The organism is Pseudoalteromonas aliena SW19, from assembly GCF_014905615.1.
Taxonomy (GTDB): domain Bacteria; phylum Pseudomonadota; class Gammaproteobacteria; order Enterobacterales; family Alteromonadaceae; genus Pseudoalteromonas; species Pseudoalteromonas aliena.
In genome coordinates this window covers 261,845-281,673 of record NZ_AQGU01000026.1, presented here as the reverse complement: position 1 = coordinate 281,673, position 19,829 = coordinate 261,845, and the positions used below count along the sequence as shown (strand labels likewise).

16 protein-coding genes are annotated in these 19,829 nt (G+C 38.4%); 10 read left to right on the top strand and 6 right to left on the bottom strand.

From position 1 onward, the window contains the following. Window positions 1-6: 6 nt before the first annotated feature. The 10 genes from flgJ to PALI_RS12465 all read left to right on the top strand — a co-directional run bounded on the left by flgJ (window position 7) and on the right by PALI_RS12465 (window position 14,888). Window positions 7-1,002 carry a flagellar assembly peptidoglycan hydrolase FlgJ gene (gene flgJ, locus PALI_RS12510; RefSeq protein WP_182700956.1) on the top strand — a complete coding sequence of 332 codons (996 nt, stop codon included), beginning with the start codon at window positions 7-9 and terminating at the stop codon, window positions 1,000-1,002. Between the two features lies 1 nt (window position 1,003). After that, entirely contained in the window at window positions 1,004-3,013 is a 2,010-nt protein-coding gene (gene flgK, locus PALI_RS12505; RefSeq protein WP_193156056.1) for a flagellar hook-associated protein FlgK, read from the top strand. A 2-nt stretch (window positions 3,014-3,015) separates the two neighbouring features. Then, window positions 3,016-4,275, top strand: coding sequence for a flagellar hook-associated protein FlgL (gene flgL, locus PALI_RS12500; protein ID WP_193156055.1), 1,260 nt, complete (start codon window positions 3,016-3,018; stop codon window positions 4,273-4,275). Between the two features lie 275 nt (window positions 4,276-4,550). After that, window positions 4,551-5,996 carry a flagellin gene (locus PALI_RS12495; protein ID WP_193156054.1) on the top strand — a complete coding sequence of 482 codons (1,446 nt, stop codon included), beginning with the start codon at window positions 4,551-4,553 and terminating at the stop codon, window positions 5,994-5,996. 227 nt (window positions 5,997-6,223) lie between these two features. After that, window positions 6,224-7,669 carry a flagellin gene (locus PALI_RS12490; protein WP_193156053.1) on the top strand — a complete coding sequence of 482 codons (1,446 nt, stop codon included), beginning with the start codon at window positions 6,224-6,226 and terminating at the stop codon, window positions 7,667-7,669. Between the two features lie 204 nt (window positions 7,670-7,873). Continuing rightward, a complete protein-coding gene (locus tag PALI_RS12485; protein ID WP_193156052.1) occupies window positions 7,874-9,307 on the top strand; it encodes a flagellin in 1,434 nt (477 codons plus the stop codon). A 203-nt stretch (window positions 9,308-9,510) separates the two neighbouring features. Next, a complete protein-coding gene (locus PALI_RS12480) occupies window positions 9,511-10,950 on the top strand; it encodes a flagellin (RefSeq protein ID WP_193156051.1) in 1,440 nt (479 codons plus the stop codon). 80 nt (window positions 10,951-11,030) lie between these two features. Beyond that, entirely contained in the window at window positions 11,031-11,414 is a 384-nt protein-coding gene (locus tag PALI_RS12475; protein WP_193156050.1) for a flagellar protein FlaG, read from the top strand. A 28-nt stretch (window positions 11,415-11,442) separates the two neighbouring features. Continuing rightward, entirely contained in the window at window positions 11,443-12,861 is a 1,419-nt protein-coding gene (gene fliD / locus PALI_RS12470) for a flagellar filament capping protein FliD (protein WP_193156049.1), read from the top strand. A gap of 11 nt (window positions 12,862-12,872) precedes the next feature. Beyond that, on the top strand, window positions 12,873-14,888 hold the full coding sequence (locus tag PALI_RS12465; protein WP_193156048.1) for a motility associated factor glycosyltransferase family protein: 2,016 nt from the start codon (window positions 12,873-12,875) through the stop codon (window positions 14,886-14,888). 62 nt (window positions 14,889-14,950) lie between these two features. On the opposite strand, the gene PALI_RS12460 is transcribed toward PALI_RS12465, so the two are convergent. The 6 genes from PALI_RS12460 to PALI_RS12435 all read right to left on the bottom strand — a co-directional run bounded on the left by PALI_RS12460 (window position 14,951) and on the right by PALI_RS12435 (window position 19,775). Further along, complete coding sequence (locus PALI_RS12460) at window positions 14,951-15,526, bottom strand: GNAT family N-acetyltransferase (protein WP_138585016.1); 576 nt, start codon at window positions 15,524-15,526, stop codon at window positions 14,951-14,953. Continuing rightward, window positions 15,519-16,574: a pseudaminic acid synthase gene (gene pseI / locus PALI_RS12455; RefSeq protein ID WP_193156047.1), complete on the bottom strand. Its 1,056-nt coding sequence runs from the start codon at window positions 16,572-16,574 to the stop codon at window positions 15,519-15,521. The genes PALI_RS12460 and pseI overlap by 8 nt, the downstream gene beginning before the upstream one ends. 2 nt (window positions 16,575-16,576) lie before the next feature. Then, window positions 16,577-17,254 (bottom strand): methionyl-tRNA formyltransferase, encoded by a 678-nt coding sequence (locus PALI_RS12450; protein ID WP_193156046.1) that lies wholly within the window; start codon window positions 17,252-17,254, stop codon window positions 16,577-16,579. A gap of 74 nt (window positions 17,255-17,328) precedes the next feature. Then, window positions 17,329-18,441, bottom strand: coding sequence for a UDP-2,4-diacetamido-2,4,6-trideoxy-beta-L-altropyranose hydrolase (gene pseG, locus PALI_RS12445; RefSeq protein ID WP_193156045.1), 1,113 nt, complete (start codon window positions 18,439-18,441; stop codon window positions 17,329-17,331). Next, entirely contained in the window at window positions 18,431-18,907 is a 477-nt protein-coding gene (locus tag PALI_RS12440) for a GNAT family N-acetyltransferase (protein WP_193156044.1), read from the bottom strand. The genes pseG and PALI_RS12440 overlap by 11 nt, the downstream gene beginning before the upstream one ends. 196 nt (window positions 18,908-19,103) lie before the next feature. Then, window positions 19,104-19,775: a PIG-L deacetylase family protein gene (locus PALI_RS12435; protein WP_138585012.1), complete on the bottom strand. Its 672-nt coding sequence runs from the start codon at window positions 19,773-19,775 to the stop codon at window positions 19,104-19,106. Window positions 19,776-19,829 lie beyond the last annotated feature (54 nt).

The following is a 19,829-nucleotide window of genomic DNA, read 5'->3' as shown; positions in this document are numbered from 1 at the left end:
AAGCTGATGGAAACAAATCACCTCGATAAGCAAAACTTTTTTGATTTAGGTAACTTAGATTCTCTGCGTCGAGAAGCCTTAACGAGCGGTGATGCATCAACGGATGCGTCTAAAGCTGCGCTCAAAAAAGCGGCGGCACAATTTGAAGCTATTTTTACGCAAATGTTGCTCAAAAGTATGCGCAAAGCAAACGAAGCATTTGAAGACAAAGAAAGTCCTTTCAATTCAAGTGGTGTTAAGTTTTTTGAAGAAATGCACGATCAGCAATTATCTACTGAGCTTTCATCTAATGGTTCATTGGGGTTGGCTGATTTAATTGTTCAACAGTTATCTCCTGACGGTAAGAGCTTTATGCCGGGGTCTGTACTTAGAACCACTAATGATATTTTTAGTGATAAACGAGCTGGTTCGACACTTCCTCATGAGCAAACAGCACAAGAAGCAACGTCTGCTCTTAATAACAATAAAGCAGAGGCTGAAAAATCAACAGTAACCACGCCTACGTTTGAAACCGCTGAAGAGTTTGTCAGTTCGGTTTGGGAACATGCTAAAACAGCCGCACAAAAAATTGGCTTGAATCCCGCTGTTATGGTTGCACAAGCTGCACTTGAAACGGGTTGGGGTAAACACATCATTAATAAAAGTGACGGTAATAGCTCATTCAACTTATTTAATATTAAGTCAGATAAAAGTTGGGAAGGCGAAAAAGCAAGCAAAGTAACACTCGAATTTGAGCAGGGCACGGCAGTAAAAAAACAAGCTAGCTTTAGAGCTTACGATTCAATAAAAGAAAGTGTTAATGATTTTGTTGATTTTTTAACACAAAACCCACGTTACCAAGATGCACTACAAAATACTGCAAAACCGACTGAATTTTTAGATTCATTACAAAAAGCAGGTTATGCCACCGATCCAAACTATGCCAGCAAAATAAAAAAAGTGCTTAACAGTGATGAGCTAAAAGATATTGCGGCAAATGTAATCCGCCAAGGAGTAAAGTAACATGTCGTATGATTTATTTAATATTGCACGTTCAGGAGTCAGAGCTAATTCTGAATTGTTGCAAACGACAAGTAAAAACATTGCGAATGTGAATACTGAGGGCTACGTACGCGAGCGAACAGAATTTGCAACAACCTTTGATAATCAGGTGGGTAGGGATAAAACATATCGACTACTTAACGAATTTGCGCAGAAGCAATTAAATAGAGATACCTCTAATAAAACCTTTTTTGATCAATTTGTTGGTGAAGCGAACCGGATTGATACCTTGTTTTCGGAAGAGTCTAATAGCTTATCAACACGTATAAATTCCATGTTTAATAATGTGCAAGAGGCACTAAATCAACCCTCGTCTTCGGTTGCTCGTTCATTAGTTATAAGCGACACAAAAAATTTACTCGATCAAATGAATAGACTTTCAGGAATTGTGTCAGAGCAAAAAGAAGTGGTGAATGAGCAGTTAGAAATATTTGCCGGTGAAGCCAATACGTTAATCCAAAGCATTAATACCTTGAATCAAGAAATTGCAGGGGTTAGCGGCACAAGCCAAGAGGCTAATGCGAGCTCTGCTTACAATGAACGTGATAAAGCAATTCGCGATTTATCTAAACTAATTGATATTGAAACGCTCGATGGCCCTAATGGCGAAAAGCAAGTTTTTATGGGCACTGGTGAAGCCGTAGTTATGCAAAATGGTTCATTTAATTTATTTTCAATAAGCAGTGATCCTGACGCCGATTTTAAAGAACTTCGTCTAGAGGTAAACGGTGGTAAAGCAGTGCCAATAGAAGTTGATGCGAGCAAATTAAAGGGCAAAATAGGCGGTTTACTCGCTTTTAGAGATGATATTTTAGTGCCTACTCAAAATCAAATTGGACAAATGGGAATTGCTCTAGCTGATTCATTCAACCAGCAGAACCGCCTTGGTATGGATGCCGATGGAGAGCTTGGCGGCGATATATTTAATATACCTACGGTTAACGGTTACGCCTATAAAGCGAACACAGGTACCGCAGGAATAACCGCAACGGTTGAAGTTGGAAAAGGAAGCGAGCTTCCAGCTAGTGATTTTATTATTACTTTTACTACAAACCCTAATGAAGTCAGTATTCAGCCTATTGATAACAAAGGCGAACCATTAGGTAATCCCTCTCTTGCAACTGTGCCTGCAAGTGGAATTGTCGATTCAGCCGCTATAACAAGTGGCGAATCGTTTGGTTTACAAATGAATATAGCGGGCGCGGGTGTTGCGGGGGATCAATTTCAAGTAAAACTAAACTCTGGAGCCGCTGGTAATATTACACTGACCACTGAAAGAGGTGAAGATTTAGCATTAGCATCGCCTGTAAGAACCAAAAATAATATTGATAATACCGGGAGCGCGTCTATTTCGGCGGGCGACGTAAGCAGTGTTACATCCGGTGGATTTACCAATCTGCCTTTAGGGCTAACTAATGGTCCAATTACGTTAGTTAAAACAGCTAATACAAACGAGTATCAGGTAACAGATACGAGCGGTACGACCACATTCACTGTGACGCCACCGGCTAATAATATATTAGCGCAAGCTGGTGCACCTTATAGTACCTATGGTTTTGATTTTAATATAGATGGGGTTCCTGCAACGGGCGATACCTTTACATTAGAGTTTAACGAAGGGGGCTTTGACGATAACCGCAATGGTTTAAAACTTGCTGAACTTCAAAATGGCGAATTGGTTCGTCAAAATGTAGTCGCAAGTGCATCTGCAGATAACCACGGAACATTTAATCAAGCTTTTGCTGAGGTTGTTACAGATATTGGTGTGGTAACAGGTCAGGCGAAAACAAATGGGGCCGCGTTTAATGCGCTTGCCGAGCAATCTGAATCTTGGTATGAGTCGCTATCAGGTGTAAACCTTGATGAAGAGGCGGCAAATTTACTGCGTTTTCAACAATCTTATGCCGCCTCAGCACAAGTTTTAGCGGCAGCCCGTTCTATTTTTGAAACTTTACTTAGTGCCGCGAGGTAATTATGCGCTTATCAAATAACTTAATGTATCAAAACAGTATTAATAACATACTTAAAAATCAACAAGGTGTGGCAAGTGCTCAAGAGCGTGTAACTACCGGAGAAAAGTATTTAACGACTTCAGAAGCGCCAGCTGCGGTATCGCAAGGTATGCTGTACACCAATAAAATAGAAACAAATGAACAGTACACTAAAAATATTAATCAGCTCAAAGGTCGATTAGAGACTGAACATAGTATTTTAAAAGGCATGAATGAGAACATTTTAGCTACGCAAGAATTAACCATTCGGGCGGGTAATGGCTCGCTTAGTAAAAGTGATTTGGCTGGAATTGCAGGTGAGCTACAAGAGCTACAAAAGTCATTGGTTAATTTAATGAACACCCAGTCGGAAGGTGGTAAATATATTTTCTCTGGGTATCAAGACAATATTCAAACTTACACTTTTAATAACCTTACTAAAAAATATGAGTATCAAGGCGATCAGGGCCAACATGAAGTGACTATTGCTAAAGGTGTTGAAATTAAATCCAGCGATAATGGATTTAACGCGTTTGAAAAAGTTAATGCCCGATTAGATGTAACCTCAAACAGAGGTATCGCTACAGGTACAATCACATCGGGCACTGTTTACGTTAGTAACCAAGGTGAGTTTGATAAGTTCCATAGCAATAATTACAACACCGACCCAGATCCTTTGGTTTCAGCAACTGTAAATACATACAACGTTAATGTATTACCAGGTGCAACAGCATCTTCCCCTGATACATACGAAATACTACGAGATGGTGTGCCACTTGTTCCTCCTGTTACAGGGGAGGTAACCGATGAGCCAATTGAATTTGCTGGGATGGAAATTAAACTCGAAGGCGAAGCACCAGGGCAATTAGATTTTAGTCTTGAGAAACCGCATAAAGAAAATGTACTTAATACTCTGCAAGGGCTTATAACAAGTTTAAAAGATGAAACGCTAGAAGGTGAAGACTTACAACAAGCGTTAGCTAGTGGCCTAATACAGCTAAAAAATGCGAGTGAGCAAGTTGTATTTACGCAATCTAGTTTGGGTGGGCGAATGAATGTAGTTGATAAAGTAACTGATTCTAATAGTGCTGTAGATATAAATAACAAAGCGAGCAAATCAAGTTTAGTTGAAGTTGATATGGCAGAAGCTATTAGTGAATTAACTAAACAAGAAACTGGATTGCAGGCGTCGCAAGCCACGTTTGGCCGTTTGGCTAAACTAACATTATTTGATTATATATAAACCAAACTTATTCACATTATTGCCCTTCATCAGTAAGGGTAATAACTTGCCCTTATAAAGCGGCAAAAAATTGTCACCCCTTTCTTCCTCTTTTATAAAATCAATCTAACTATTAACTAATACCCATTTTATTTTTGTTTTTTATGTTTAAAAACAATGCCTTAATGTTTTAATTTGAGTTGGCACAACAAATGCATTTACTTGATCATAGAAAAGTGTGGATTCTGCTAAAGAAAATTGAACCACATTCTTAATTAAAACTAGGAGATGGTAAAATGGCTTTAAGCGTAAATACAAATGTTGCATCACTTAATGGGCAACGAAACCTATCAAAATCTAGTATGGCACTAGAAACATCAATGCAGAGATTATCATCAGGCTTGCGAATCAATAGCGCTAAAGATGATGCGGCAGGTCTGCAAATTGCCAATCGCTTAACTTCACAAGTTAATGGCTTAACGGTTGCACAACGAAATGCAAATGATGGTATTTCAATGGCACAAACCGCAGAAGGCGCAATGCAAGAATCGGCAAACATACTACAGCGTATGCGTGATTTATCACTGCAATCAGCGAATGGCTCTAATAGTGCGGTAGACCGTGCTTCACTGCAAAAAGAAGTCAGTGCACTTCAACAAGAATTAACACGTATTTCAGATACCACTAAATTTGGTGGCACCAGTTTATTAGATGGCACATTCGGCACAAAGCAATTTCAGGTTGGTGCCAACGCGAACGAAACTATTAACGTAAGTTTGAGTAATACAGCGGCTGATGCGATTGGCGCAAATGAAATAAAAGGTCCTGGTACTGCCAGTGCAAATAAATCATTAGGTGACGTACAAACAGTAAGCTTAGCGGTGAATCATGGCACTACAGCCGATACGGTTAATCTAAATGGTACTGATATCGCTATTACAGGCGGAAGCGGCGCTGCACAAATTGCTGATACGATTAATTCATCTGGTGCAGGTGTAGAGGCCGAGGCAAAAATTGATACTATAATCGCAGGCATTAAACCAGAGAGTACTGGCGTAATAGAACTGAAAAAAAATGGCACTATAGAAAAAAGTTTTGATTTAGGTACATACGGTGGCGATATGGATCGTTTAACTAAAGATATGCAGCAGGCCGGGTATGATGCAATCTTTGATCCTAAAACTCAACAAATAGCTTTTAAAGCCACAGATGTAGATGGTATTGATGTAACCGGGGCCGACACAAGTAACTTTACTATTGGCGGTGCAGCGGTTACATCGGCTGCTAACTCATTTAGTTTGTCTGCAGAGTTAAACTTATCTTCAGCAAATAAGATAGGTATATCAGCAACTACTGGCAATGAATTGTTTGGTACAGGTGCTGCGGCAATCACATCAAGTGGTGGTGTTAGTTCTCTGACTAGTGTTGAGAGTATTGATATTTCTGGTGCAAGTTCAACGGGGGCACAAAATGCAGTTAAAACCATTGATGCGGCACTTGCTCAGATAGATGCACAGCGAGCTGACTTAGGTGCGGTACAAAACCGTTTTGGCCATACTATTTCGAATTTAGCCAACGTTGCAGAGAATGTATCTGCATCACGTAGCCGTATTCAAGATACCGATTATGCACTAGAGACCGCAACATTGACAAAAAACCAGATAATGCAACAAGCAGGTACAACCATCCTGTCTCAAGCAAATCAGTTGCCACAGGCAGCATTGAGCTTACTAGGTGGTTAAGCTTAAGTGAAATATCATTATTATTAAAAAGCCAAGTGCAATATTGCACTTGGCTTTTTTAGTTTTTAAATCAAAGTTGTTATGTGCTTTGTATTTTTTTAGTAAAAAAGATTAAAGATATTTTGATGCATGCCGTTAACTTAATCAGAACGGAGCTTGAACAAGATGTAATGGCTCTTGGTTAAAATCACTTAGTGCATTACGAAAGTAATCAGGAGTTACATAGCATGGCTTTATCAGTAAATACAAATACAGCGTCTTTAAACGCACAAAGAAACTTGTCTAAATCAAGCGATGCGTTAGGTACATCAATGCAACGTCTTTCATCTGGTATGAAAATTAACAGTGCCAAAGACGATGCGGCTGGTCTACAAATAGCAAACCGCTTAACATCACAGGTAAATGGTTTAGGTGTTGCTCAACGTAACGCGAATGATGGTATTTCGATGGCACAAACGGCTGAGGGTGCGATGCAAGAATCATCGAACATCTTACAGCGTATGCGTGATTTATCACTACAGTCAGCGAATGGTTCAAATGATGCGGATGCACGTGCAGCGCTACAAAAAGAAGTAGGCGCTCTTCAACAAGAGCTAACACGTATTTCTGAAACCACAAAGTTTGGTGGTACGAGCTTAATTGATGGTTCATTCGGTACAAAACAATTCCAAGTTGGTTCAAATGCAAATGAAACTATCAACGTAAGTTTACGTGATATGTCAGCAGATGCGATTGGTGCAAATGAGATCAAAGGTGGAGGCACTGCAGCTGCAAGCGCTAGCTTAGGTGATGCAGAAACAGTTGCTCTTGCAACTAACCACACAACAACTGCGGATACTTTAAATATTAATGGTACATCTGTAGGTGTGACTGGAGGCCAAGGTGCAGCAGATATTGCCGCAACAATAAATGCATCGGGTGCAGGTGTTAAGGCTGAAGCGCTGCTTGAGACCAAAATTGTCGGTATTGATTCTGGCGCGAATGCTGTAATCACGATTGGTGAAGATAAATATGATTTAGGTAAATTCGGTGGTGACATGGAGCGTCTGGCTAAAGATATGCAGGCAGATGGCCATGATGCAATCTTCAAGAAAGTTGAAGGTGGTGATAATGAAATTACCCTTAAAACGACTGGTGTAAATGGTGTTGATGTAGCGGGGACTGCTGCTGCGGGTGTAGGTTCATTCACTGTGGGTGGTAAAGCGGTTACTTCAGCCAACTTAGCCGCGAGTGTTTCATCAGAGTTAAACTTAAGCTCTGCGGATAAAATAGGTATTTCAGGAACTACCGCTAACGAATTGTTTGGTTCAGATGCGGGTACAATTACATCTACTGGCGGTAGCAGTAAGTTAACAACGGTTGAAGATATTGATATTTCGGGTTCGACAGCAATTGGTGCGCAAAATGCGATAAAAACAATCGATGCGGCACTGGCTCAAATTGATGCGCAACGAGCAGATTTAGGTGCGGTACAAAACCGATTTGGTCATACTATTAGCAACTTAGCGAATGTATCGGAGAATGTGTCGGCTTCAAGAAGTCGTATTCAAGACACCGATTATGCTGCAGAGACCGCCATGCTGACTAAAAACCAGATAATGCAACAGGCAGGAACGACTATTTTGGCTCAGTCTAACCAGTTACCACAGGCTGCGTTAAGCTTACTAGGCTAGTTCAATAAAGTAATAACTGATAAACGGGGCATATTATATGCCCCGTTTTTTATTTATTTCAATCGGTTATGTTTTTTTTAAAAAAAACTCAAGGTTTGCTCTTTACTGCCGTTAACTTAATTAGAACGGAGCTTGAACAAAGATGTAATGGCTCTTGGTTAAAATCACTTAGTGCATTACGAAAGTAATCAGGAGTTACATAGCATGGCTTTATCAGTAAATACAAATACAGCGTCTTTAAACGCACAAAGAAACTTGTCTAAATCAAGCGATGCGTTAGGTACATCAATGCAACGTCTTTCATCTGGTATGAAAATTAACAGTGCCAAAGACGATGCGGCTGGTCTACAAATAGCAAACCGTTTAACATCACAGGTAAATGGTTTAGGTGTTGCTCAACGTAACGCGAATGATGGTATTTCGATGGCACAAACGGCTGAGGGTGCGATGCAAGAATCATCGAACATCTTACAGCGTATGCGTGATTTATCACTACAGTCAGCGAATGGTTCAAATGATGCGGATGCACGTGCAGCGCTACAAAAAGAAGTAGGCGCTCTTCAACAAGAGCTAACACGTATTTCTGAAACCACAAAGTTTGGTGGTACGAGCTTAATTGATGGTTCATTCGGTACAAAACAATTCCAAGTTGGTTCAAATGCAAATGAAACTATCAACGTAAGTTTACGTGATATGTCAGCAGATGCGATTGGTGCAAATGAGATCAAAGGGGCTGCAACATCAACCGTGTCTGCATTGGGTGATGTTCAGTCTGTTAGTTTAGCAAATAACATGGCCACTTCAGCTCAAACAGTGAACTTAAACGGGGTTGATGTTGAAATTGCGGCAAACTCCGGTGCTGCTGATATTGCTGCGACGATAAATGCTTCGGGCGCTGGCGTTAAGGCTGAAGCTGAACTTGAAACCGAAATTGTCGGCATAGATTCTGGCGCAAATGCAGTCATCACGATTGGTGAAGATGAATACGATTTAGGTAAATTTGGTGGTGACATGGGGCGTCTGGCTAAAGATATGCAGGCAGATGGTCACGATGCTATTTACGATGATAGTAGCAAAACCATTACTTTAAAGACCACGGGTGTAAACGGTGTTGATGTAGCGGGGACTGCTGCTGCGGGTGTAGGTTCATTCACTGTGGGTGGTAAAGCGGTTACTTCCACTAACTTAGTTGCGAGTGTATCAGCAGAATTAAACTTAAGCTCAGCTGATAAAATAGGTATTTCGGGCTCATCTGCGGATGAAATATTTGGCTCAGATGCGGGTACGATTATATCGACAGGCGGTAGCAGTAAGTTAACAGCAGTTGAAGATATTGATATTTCGGGTTCGACAGCAATTGGTGCGCAAAATGCGATAAAAACAATCGATGCGGCACTGGCTCAAATTGATGCGCAACGAGCAGATTTAGGTGCGGTACAAAACCGATTTGGTCATACTATTAGCAACTTAGCGAATGTATCGGAGAATGTGTCGGCTTCAAGAAGTCGTATTCAAGACACCGACTATGCTGCTGAGACGGCTCAGTTGACTAAAAATCAGATAATGCAACAGGCAGGAACGACTATTTTGGCTCAGTCTAATCAGTTACCACAGGCTGCGTTAAGCTTACTAGGCTAGTCCAATAAAGTAATAACTGATAAACGGGGCATATTATATGCCCCGTTTTTTATTTATTTCAATCGGTTATGTTTTTTTTAAAAAAAAGCTCAAGATTTACTTTTAACTGCCGTTAAGGTAGTAACGGTGGAGCTTAAACAAATTTTATGGCTCTTGGTTAAAATCACTTAGTACATTACCAAAGTAATCAGGAGTTACATAACATGGCTTTATCGGTAAATACAAATACAGCGTCTTTAAACGCACAAAGAAACTTGTCTAAATCAAGCGATGCGTTAGGTACATCAATGCAACGTCTTTCATCTGGTATGAAAATTAACAGTGCCAAAGACGATGCGGCTGGTCTACAAATAGCAAACCGCTTAACATCACAGGTAAATGGTTTAGGTGTTGCTCAACGTAACGCGAATGATGGTATTTCGATGGCACAAACGGCTGAGGGTGCGATGCAAGAATCATCGAACATCTTACAGCGTATGCGTGATTTATCACTACAGTCAGCGAATGGTTCAAATGATGCGGATGCACGTGCAGCGCTACAAAAAGAAGTAGGCGCTCTTCAACAAGAGCTAACACGTATTTCTGAAACCACAAAGTTTGGTGGTACGAGCTTAATTGATGGTTCATTCGGTACAAAACAATTCCAAGTTGGTTCAAATGCAAATGAAACTATCAACGTAAGTTTACGTGATATGTCAGCAGATGCGATTGGTGCAAACGAGATCAAAGGGGCTGCAACATCAACCGTGTCAGCTTTAGGCGATGCTCAGTCTGTTAGTTTAGCTGCTAACATGGCTACTTCAGCTCAAACAGTGAACCTAAATGGCGTAGATATTGAGATTGCGGCAAACTCCGGTGCTGCTGATATTGCTGCGACGATAAATGCTTCGGGCGCTGGCGTTAAGGCTGAAGCTGAACTTGAAACCGAAATTGTCGGCATAGATTCTGGCGCAAATGCAGTCATCACGATTGGTGAAGATGAATACGATTTAGGTAAATTTGGTGGTGACATGGGGCGTCTGGCTAAAGATATGCAGGCAGATGGTCACGATGCTATTTACGATGATAGTAGCAAAACCATTACTTTAAAGACCACGGGTGTAAACGGTGTTGATGTAGCGGGGACTGCTGCTGCGGGTGTCGGCTCATTCACTATTGGTGGTAAAACTGTCTCATCAGTAGCTACAGAGTTAACTGCGAGCGTATCAGCAGAATTAAACTTAAGCTCAGCTGATAAAATAGGTATTTCGGGCTCATCTGCGGATGAAATATTTGGCTCAGATGCGGGTACGATTATATCGACAGGCGGTAGCAGTAAGTTAACAGCAGTTGAAGATATTGATATTTCGGGTTCGACAGCAATTGGTGCGCAAAATGCGATAAAAACAATCGATGCGGCACTGGCTCAAATTGATGCGCAACGAGCAGATTTAGGTGCGGTACAAAACCGATTTGGTCATACTATTAGCAACTTAGCGAATGTATCGGAGAATGTGTCGGCTTCAAGAAGTCGTATTCAAGACACCGACTATGCTGCTGAGACGGCTCAGTTGACTAAAAATCAGATAATGCAACAGGCCGGAACGACTATTTTGGCTCAGTCTAACCAGTTACCACAAGCAGCCTTGAGTTTATTAGGCTAAACTAGAATAAAAGGGAGGTTTAACCTCCCTTTTATTTATTATTATAAAATTGTATCTCAGCTTTATTTTAGGGGCGAGTTATGGAAACTTCAAACGTACCATCTCAAATTAATATTATTAATCACAAAGATATATCTAGTCAGTCAGCTAACCAAGTTTCGCTTTATAATAATAGTGGTAAGCAAAACGACACTGCTGAACAAATAAATCAAACGCAAACTGCTAGCAATGATGATTTATCTCCAGAGAAATTAGAAAAAGTGGCGCAACAATTGCAGACTTTTATGACTGACATGAATCGAAGTTTAGAGTTTCATGTTGACGAAGATTCTGGGCGTAACGTTATCAAAGTAATAGATAAAGAAAGTGGCGATTTAGTTAAGCAGTACCCTTCGGAAGAAGTTTTGAAAATTGTTTCTAATTTAGCTGAAGCAACAGGTGTACTAGTAGATTTTAAAGTATAACAAATTAAGTTTAATAGGAGGTTGAATTATGGCTCTTTCATTTACAGGTATTGGATCTGGTTTACAAGTTAACGATATTGTAGATGCACTGGTGAATTCACAAAAGGCCCCCTATCAAGCAAGAGTAACTCGTCAACAAGCGGCTCATACTACCGATATATCAGCGGTTGGTACGCTTAAGTCATCGCTTGAAGAACTCAATAAATCTTTAGAGTCGCTAGGAACCACGGACAATTATCAAAAACGTTCTATCAGCGGTAACGATGACTTTATTTCTTTGAGTTCTGAAAAAGCGGCTCAAGTAAATAATTTTTCTATTAAAGTTAATAGCCTTGCAGATAACCATAAATTGGTAGCAGCAGCGGTACCGAATGGAACTGCTGTTGGCGAAGGCAAATTAGCTATTAGCTCTGGTACCAATAAATTTGATATCGAGGTAAAAGCTACTGCTACGCTTACGGATATTAGAGATGCAATTAATGACTCTGAAGATAATGATTCAGTAAGTGCAACCATTATTACCGATAGCACCGGTGAGCGTCTTGTTTTGTCTAGCAAGGAAACTGGGGAAGTTAATGCAATTAAGATTGTTGTTAATGACACAGGTGATGCAAATAATACAGATACTAGCGGTTTATCTCGTTTTGCTTACGATCCGGATCCGGCCTCAACAACGTATGCTGAAAACTTAACCGAAGTAACTAAAGCTGCGGATGCGTCGATAACAATTGATGGTCAATTAAATGCTACAAGTAGTACCAATGAGTTTGTTGATGTTATCGATGGCGTTACTATATCCGCTAAAAAAATACACGGCACTGATGACGATATAAGTAATGCTAAAATTACTGAAAATAATAATAATGTATCCGCTGGGCTTAAATCCTTTATAGATAAATTTAATTCATTTATTGACTTATCAAAGCAACTAGGTCGTTCAAGCAAAGAAGATGGAGTGGGGGCTTTAGCTGGTGATTCACTATTGCGAGGCTCTGTGAATCAAGTGAGATCGATGCTAACCTCTGAATTTAATGTTACTGATAAGAAAAAAGAATTTTTAGCTAACCTTGGGGTAAGGACTGAGCGTTCAGGGAAGTTAAGTTTAGATTCGGATGCATTAAAAGCTGCCATAGAAAAAGATCCAAATGCAGTTCAACGATTTTTTACTGGCGATAATGATAATGGCTTTGTTGCTAAATTTGATGATGTTATTAAAGGCTATACTGCGTCAGGCGGTATAATAGAAACTAGAATTGATGGCCGAGAAGCTCAAATAGATAAGCTTACAGATGAATCTGTTAGCTTTAATTTAAGAATGGCTGATTATGAACAAAGATTACTTGACCAGTATAATGCAATGGATTTACTCGTTGGTAATTTAAAAAATACGGGTAATTATTTAACCGCACAATTAGCTAACCTCCCAGGGGTCGTTAAGAAAAGTTAATGGAGTAAACCTTGAGCGTTAACCAACAAGAATTAACAAAAATGATGTTACAGGCTACGTTGTTAGCTAATTTAGCGCTAATAAAAGAGCGTATGCCTGGTATTTATAAAGAGTTTAAAGATTACCAACCTACCGATACCGGCGTTGCGATAGATAATCAAGGTTGTGCCAATCTATTTAATAATAATAAATTTGTTTATGAGGTAGACCCAAGAGAGTTTGCTAAGCAGCAAGTGACTCAGTTTTTAGAGCGTCCCCTCTACTTTAAATATCAAATAGAACATCAAGCAGATGAAGAGATCTTTTTTAAACATTCAGCCTTACTTAAATCTATTCATAATGTTCGAGTAGCTGAATCTGAAAACAAAATTGGTAACCCCGCAGACGAGGAGCGAATTGATTTTGTTTGTTTTTTTGGTGGTGGATTAGGTTATCAAATTGAAGAGCTATTAAATACGAAAGATGTCTTAAATGTTTTTTTATTTGAACCAAGTAAAGATAGCTTCTATGCCTTATTGCATTGTATTGAATTAAAACCTCTACTAGATAAGTGTACAAGTAAAGGCGGACAATTCTCTATTCGTATTTCGGGTAGTGAAGACGGGGTTGTAAATGATATTTCTAAATTTTTATTTCAACAAGGCCACTTTAACCTTAGCCAAGTGCTGTTTCTTAAGCATTACGATAGCCCATTAATAGAAAAAACAATTGCTAGAATAAAAGCAATTGGGCATCGCTGGTCTGGGGGCTGGGGATTTTTTGAAGATGAAGTTATTGGTATCTCGCATACACTCTCTAACTTAAGTGCCAAATTTCCAGTTGTAAAAAAGAGCAGTACATTTAAAAATCCCTTAGTAGATTACCCTGTATTTATTGTAGCAAATGGACCATCGTTAGATTTAGCAATTGATTTTTTGAAAGAAAACCAAAGTAATGTTGTTATTTTATCATGTGGTACTGCACTCAAAGCATTACTTATAAATGGGATAACTCCAGATATTCATATAGAAATGGAGCGTACTGCAGCATTACTAGACTGGGTAGAAGTTGTTGAGCGCACTGAAGGTGTAACCACCCGATTAGACGAGCTTAATATAGTAGCACTTAATACGGTGTATGATGGAATATTAAAGCGCTTCAAGAGTGCTCATTTATTATCTAAAGTAAATGATGCCGGAGGACGTTTAATACGTGCGATGGATGAAAAACAGCTATTTACCTATCCAGAAAGCAGTAACCCGAGTGTGTCTAATACTGGACTTGCTGTTGCCGCTGAACTGGGCTTTAAAGAGGTCTACTTAGTAGGGACTGACTTTGGCTTTGTATCGCAAGAACATCATCATTCTAAGCATAGTATTTATTTTGATAAAGATTTTAAGCATAAAGAGCTAATTAAAAAGAATATGCAAAGCGATATGGTCGTAAAAGGTAACTTTAGAGATGAAGTTCTTTCTACCCATATATTTGATTCTTCAAAAGGTAATGTTGAAATATTATTACAGAGTAACCCTCAAGTTACGGCATATAATACTTCAGATGGGGCGTTTATTCGATTTACCACGCCTAAGCGTATAGCTGATATTAGCCTTAAAAATACGATAAAAAATAAGCAAGAAATGGTGAGTGAGTTACTCAAACGAGCAACCTCATTAGAGCAGTTATCTTTAGGTAATATTGATAGTAAGATGACGGCTATAAAAAGCGGCACTAAAGCTATTTTAGAGAAATTGTTGTTAATAACGTCAGCGCACTTTAATACCAGAGAGTCTCTTGCTGATGCGTTTACTCTGCAAAATAAAATTCTACTAATGCTGCGCGATGGAAACAGTAATGATCATGTTGTTTATTGGTTGATACAAGGAACATTCAGGTATTTTCAAGCCTATATAATGACTAACAGTTATTATTACCGTTGTTTAGAACAGCGAGCTGAATTTATGAATGCATGTATTGATGCATTTCACAGCCATGTAGAAGACTTATATTTAGAGTTTATTGAAAACTACAATAAATCAGCTAAGCTTTAATCTTTTATTATTCAATGGGCTGGTGGTTTTATTAACCAGATTTTAGATTAATAGCGATTACTTTAAGTAATCGCTATTTTTATCGCTTCGGGGTTACTTTCATTGAATAGAGAAACCTGAACTAAATCACATGGTTTATCATTTAATAAGTAGTGGTCTTTTAAAGTGCATTCATTCTTATATCCAGATTTTATAAATGCTTTTGTGCTGCCTATATTGGAAGAGTAAGCTCCCGCAGTTAATTTACGCAGCTGTAATATTTTAAATGCATATTGGCTTATTAGCTTAATAGCTTGGTTTGCATAGCCTTTTCCCCAACTTTCTTTTTCGCCAATAAACAGGCTCACTTGAGCTATATTGTGAACCTTATTTATACTTCCAACTTTTATATTCCCAATGTGCTTATTATTATTGCTTGTTCTAATAGTAAATAATTGTTCAAGCGGATTATCTAAATTAGCAGAAATATAGCTCTTAACTGAGTTAAGATCTTGTTTACTAAAACGAGTTTCTAAGTATTGATTTACCAAAGGATCGTTAAGCCAAGCAACATAATTTTCATTCGCATCGTCTAAAGATATACTTTGTAAAAATATATCTTTAGTCTCATTACTCGTTATTTTAATTTGGCTACTCATCAATAAATTCCCATTTAGCAGCTGTTCCTCTTGTTATATCTACGGCGGCTTTTTTGCCAATCAGCGTATCGTAATACTTACAAGGCAGACCGTAGCCTGGGCGTATTCTTTTTATGTGTTTTTTTGTTATGATTGTACCTGCCGGTATATCTTCAATAAAATAAATAGAGCGTCTAAATTTTAGATTTTCGCTTTCAGCTGATTTTAATTCATACCCTGCATTACCTATCGATTTGTACACATCTTTGCTTTGGCTAACAATTGATTTAAGTTGCTCTGGCTCAATTGAAAATTCTGAGTCAGGGCCTTTTTTAGATCTATCTAAAATAAAATGCTTTTCAATAAAGGATGCTCCTAAAGCAACTGAGGCAATTGCTGCCGTTGTGCCTAAGGTATGATCAGATAAGCCTGTGATAACGTTAAAGCGTGTTGCAATATCCGCGATTGTCGCTAAATTAGCTTGCTCGAATGGCGCAGGGTAAGCACTTATGCAATGCAGTACAATCAGTTCATCACAACCATTATCTCTTGCTGTGCTAATCGCTTCTTCTATCTCTGTGATATTAGCCATACCTGTAGACATAATGATAGGTTTACCTGTTTCAGCAATTCGCTTGATGAGAGGTAGGTCGGTTAATTCGAAAGAGGCGACTTTGTAAGCTGGGGTATTTAATTCTTCTAGCAACTCCACTGCTGTTTCATCAAACGGTGTTGAAAATATAGTGATACCGACTTCTTTGGCTTTTTCAAACAGTGCACAGTGCCATTCAAAAGGGGTGTGAGCCCATTTATATAGTTCATATAAATTATAACCATCCCATAACCCGCCTTTAATCTGAAACTCGTTTTTATCGCAGTCGATAGTCATTGTATCTGGCGTATATGATTGAATTTTTATCGCATCGGCTCCACATTTAGCTGCTTCTTCGATTGTTTTTAGGGCTTCTTTAAGATCGCCGTTATGGTTAGCTGAAAGCTCAGCAACAATGTAAGGTTCATAATCTAAACCTATTCTTCGACCATTTATTTCTACAAATTTATTTTTCATTGTTACTCAAATAAAGTTAATTTTATATTGGCAGTTAAAGCGCCGTTGCTTTTTGTGGCATTAGTAAACTCAAGCTTATACTTTCCATGTTTTATGTATGCTTTTGGATAACTATCGGCATCTAACATGCGAATATGATCAAAGATAGCATCCAGATCTAAGTTCGTATCAATAACGCTTTGGCTTGGATTGCGTCTTGAAAATGCTGTTACAGGCCCTTCTTGAGGTGTTACTTCAGGATTTTCGTTAACAATAAACTGAATCATATCAAAAGTTAAGGCTGAACAGCGTAAAAATATTTGTTGTGCGGTGCCCTCCAAAGATAAAGGCCTTTTTAGGTAAATAGGGCCTGTATCTATACTTTCTTCCATTTTTAGGGCACTTAATTTTGTGGTGGTATGGCCAAGAGAAATTAAATTCTGCATTGGACTTCCGCCCCGCCCATAAGGCAAATCAGTCATATGGAAGCATACGCAATTAAAGTTGTTAATTATTTCTTCAGGAACAATCCAGCTCCAATGAGGAAAAAATATATACTTGGGGTTTAAGTGTTTTAAGTGACTATAAGTGAGCTCTTTTTTGTCAGTAATTAAATGCCAATTTCCATTGTAAGCTGGCGTGCGTTTATTATATTGGGCAATATTCCAGTCTTTAATTGTAGCTACAACGTAATTGTTCATGTTCAATCGCTTATCGGTTTTAGAGATGTGATCTCTATAGTCAAATTAATAATTATTCAGTTTCAGGTTAATTGCTATTTTATAATTTTGAGCACTTCGTTGGCGACTCTTATACTGCCTTTGCCATCACAAATACTAATGCAATTTTTATAAACGTCATTATTTAATTTTAATCTATTTTGCCAAAATTCAACTTCTTTAATTAATTTTTCTTCAATCTCTGCTATTGAAATAAAGCGGATCACTTCAGCTAATTGAAGCGCGTTAGCGATCTCTCGCTGATTGTCTGCCTGTACAATAACAACAGCAGGAAGGCCTAAAGCGCACCTTTCCCATGACGTTGTTCCTGCTGCACCAATCGCTAATGTTGCCGTTGACATGATCTCTGCAATATTGCTCGGCGATATATGTAAAAAGACTTTTTTATGGCATTGTGCAAAGTCAAACACTGACTTTACGTTTTTTGCTGTTCTATTTAGGATTACATTAATTTTTTCAAAGTATTTTAATTTTATTGCTAGCGTTAAAACTTGAAGAGTCAAGTTGTCCGGATCTGTTCCTCCAAACATTATGAGTAAGGTGCGCTCTTTTTTTTCAATTGAGACTTTTTGAAACTCTAAAAACTCAGGTCTTAATAAAGCAAAGTCTGAGCCAAGTAGTAGTTGAGTATGGTTATTTACCAAGTGTCTGTATTTAACTGTTGGGCATTGGTAGGTTTGATCTAATAACAAGTCACAATTGTGTTTTCGATTTGCTAGGTCGTCAATAACCATCATTTTTTTGGTTATGCTTTTCACTTTATTATGCCAACGGGTATCAATAGCATAATGATCTATTACGATTAAATCGTAATTTTTCCCCGCCGTTAATTGTAAAAACTCTTCGCTGTCATCATCTAAACTAGCACCTAGCCATGAGCTGTAGTTTTTTAAGTCGATGGTACTTTTTGGAGGAGCCATTTTTACAAGCTCAAACCCTGATTGGATTATATTTTCATTACTATTGCCAATGGCATCGCGACAGAAAAAAGTGATATTAACATTGGCAGCTTTGCTAATTGCCGTCGCTAATGTAAGGCAACGCATCACATGACCCGAACCAATATTTAAAGAAGAATCAACTCTAAAAGCGATGTTGAATAATCGAGTCGGGGTTTTGGTATTACTTTTTTTTATATTAATGCTCACCTTTTAGAGCCTCTTTACGGATGTAAATAAAACATTTTTTATTTTCTATTGTTGTTTCTTTTTCTCGTTTAAAATTACAGGCTTCGAATAATTTAATAGATGCTTTATTTTCAATTAAAATAGTCGCTATAAATGTACTATCTATGCTCTTTTCTATTAGGTTTAGTGCTTGTGTTAAAATTTTTTTACCGTAACCATTGCCTCTACTGCAAGGAGATAAATGCGTATCTATTTCATACGTATTAAGAGTTGTTTGATTAAATCTGACTTGTCCGATGGGTTTACCGTCAATGGATGCAATATAAATTTTACTATTAAGAGACACTAGTTGCTTATTAAACCAAGTTAAGTGATTTTGTAAGGTAATTGGGGCGTCGTTTAATGCGCAGCTGCGAATAACGGGATCATTAACCCAATGGTATAAAGTAGTGCAATCACTTTGCTCGGCTTCCCTTAATGTTATCATTTTATTTTCTATCCTAAGTTATACCTATCGTAATAATACTTAATCAATTTGAGGGATTAAACTTGGCGCTAACGGTGTTAAAAATCTCTGATAACGAACAACTAAATAACGAAATTTTTGCTTCAAAATAGACCACTTAATTAAGCGAATTGGTATTAGATATTAAAACCGCAATTTAATAATGAGCGTAATAGGCCTAATCTATAAAGCGTTCAATATAAAATGCTTCAGCAAGTGGAGTGCCTACACACATACCTCTAAATTTAGCGAGTGCTTGAATATTCTCAATACTTCGAGTGTGTGGGGCTTCTCTCATTTCATCTTTATAAGCTGTGAGAGCTTTTATTTTTTTACTAAATACATGCTCGATATTGACAAAATAGTTAGGTTTGAATGCCTCGTAACGGTGACTTGCCCATTCAGTGCTTGATAGTGTTTCGAAGCAAAATATTTGCTTTACTGATTGCATGGGTTGCGGCCTGCAAGCGGTTAAAACAGCTTCATAAGTTTTTCGATGATCAACATTTAAATCGCTATGATAATGGGTATACACGCGTGTAATTATATTTTTAGATAAAAATAGTTCGATAGCTTGCGCTATTTTTAGCAGTGATACCGTATCGAATTCATTATCTGGAAAATCCAACGATGTTAGATTGTTAGGTGAAATACCTAATTGTTGGGTTGCATTTAAAAAAGCGGTTTGCCGCGTTTTAATGTCTGCTTCGTTATGCTCTTGACGTGAGCTAACCCCATTAGAAAGCGTCAAAATATATATTTCATCACCTTTTTCAATATGGTTCGCGATTGTGGCACCACAGCCGAGTGTTTCATCGTCAGGATGGGCGACGATTATTGCTACTTTCATGCTTTATTATCCTCGATAAATTTAATGATACCAATCGGCTTATATATGGGGTTT

Coding starts and splice junctions, on each gene's coding strand:
- flgL (WP_193156055.1), top strand. CDS start 3,016: ATGCGCTTATCAAATAACTTAATGTATCAAAACAGTATTAATAACATA.
- PALI_RS12480 (WP_193156051.1), top strand. CDS start 9,511: ATGGCTTTATCGGTAAATACAAATACAGCGTCTTTAAACGCACAAAGA.
- PALI_RS12475 (WP_193156050.1), top strand. CDS start 11,031: ATGGAAACTTCAAACGTACCATCTCAAATTAATATTATTAATCACAAA.
- PALI_RS12435 (WP_138585012.1), bottom strand. CDS start 19,775: ATGAAAGTAGCAATAATCGTCGCCCATCCTGACGATGAAACACTCGGC.
- pseI (WP_193156047.1), bottom strand. CDS start 16,574: ATGAAAAATAAATTTGTAGAAATAAATGGTCGAAGAATAGGTTTAGAT.
- flgK (WP_193156056.1), top strand. CDS start 1,004: ATGTCGTATGATTTATTTAATATTGCACGTTCAGGAGTCAGAGCTAAT.
- PALI_RS12440 (WP_193156044.1), bottom strand. CDS start 18,907: ATGATAACATTAAGGGAAGCCGAGCAAAGTGATTGCACTACTTTATAC.
- PALI_RS12490 (WP_193156053.1), top strand. CDS start 6,224: ATGGCTTTATCAGTAAATACAAATACAGCGTCTTTAAACGCACAAAGA.
- PALI_RS12495 (WP_193156054.1), top strand. CDS start 4,551: ATGGCTTTAAGCGTAAATACAAATGTTGCATCACTTAATGGGCAACGA.
- flgJ (WP_182700956.1), top strand. CDS start 7: ATGGAAACAAATCACCTCGATAAGCAAAACTTTTTTGATTTAGGTAAC.
- PALI_RS12460 (WP_138585016.1), bottom strand. CDS start 15,526: ATGAGTAGCCAAATTAAAATAACGAGTAATGAGACTAAAGATATATTT.
- PALI_RS12450 (WP_193156046.1), bottom strand. CDS start 17,254: ATGAACAATTACGTTGTAGCTACAATTAAAGACTGGAATATTGCCCAA.
- PALI_RS12485 (WP_193156052.1), top strand. CDS start 7,874: ATGGCTTTATCAGTAAATACAAATACAGCGTCTTTAAACGCACAAAGA.
- fliD (WP_193156049.1), top strand. CDS start 11,443: ATGGCTCTTTCATTTACAGGTATTGGATCTGGTTTACAAGTTAACGAT.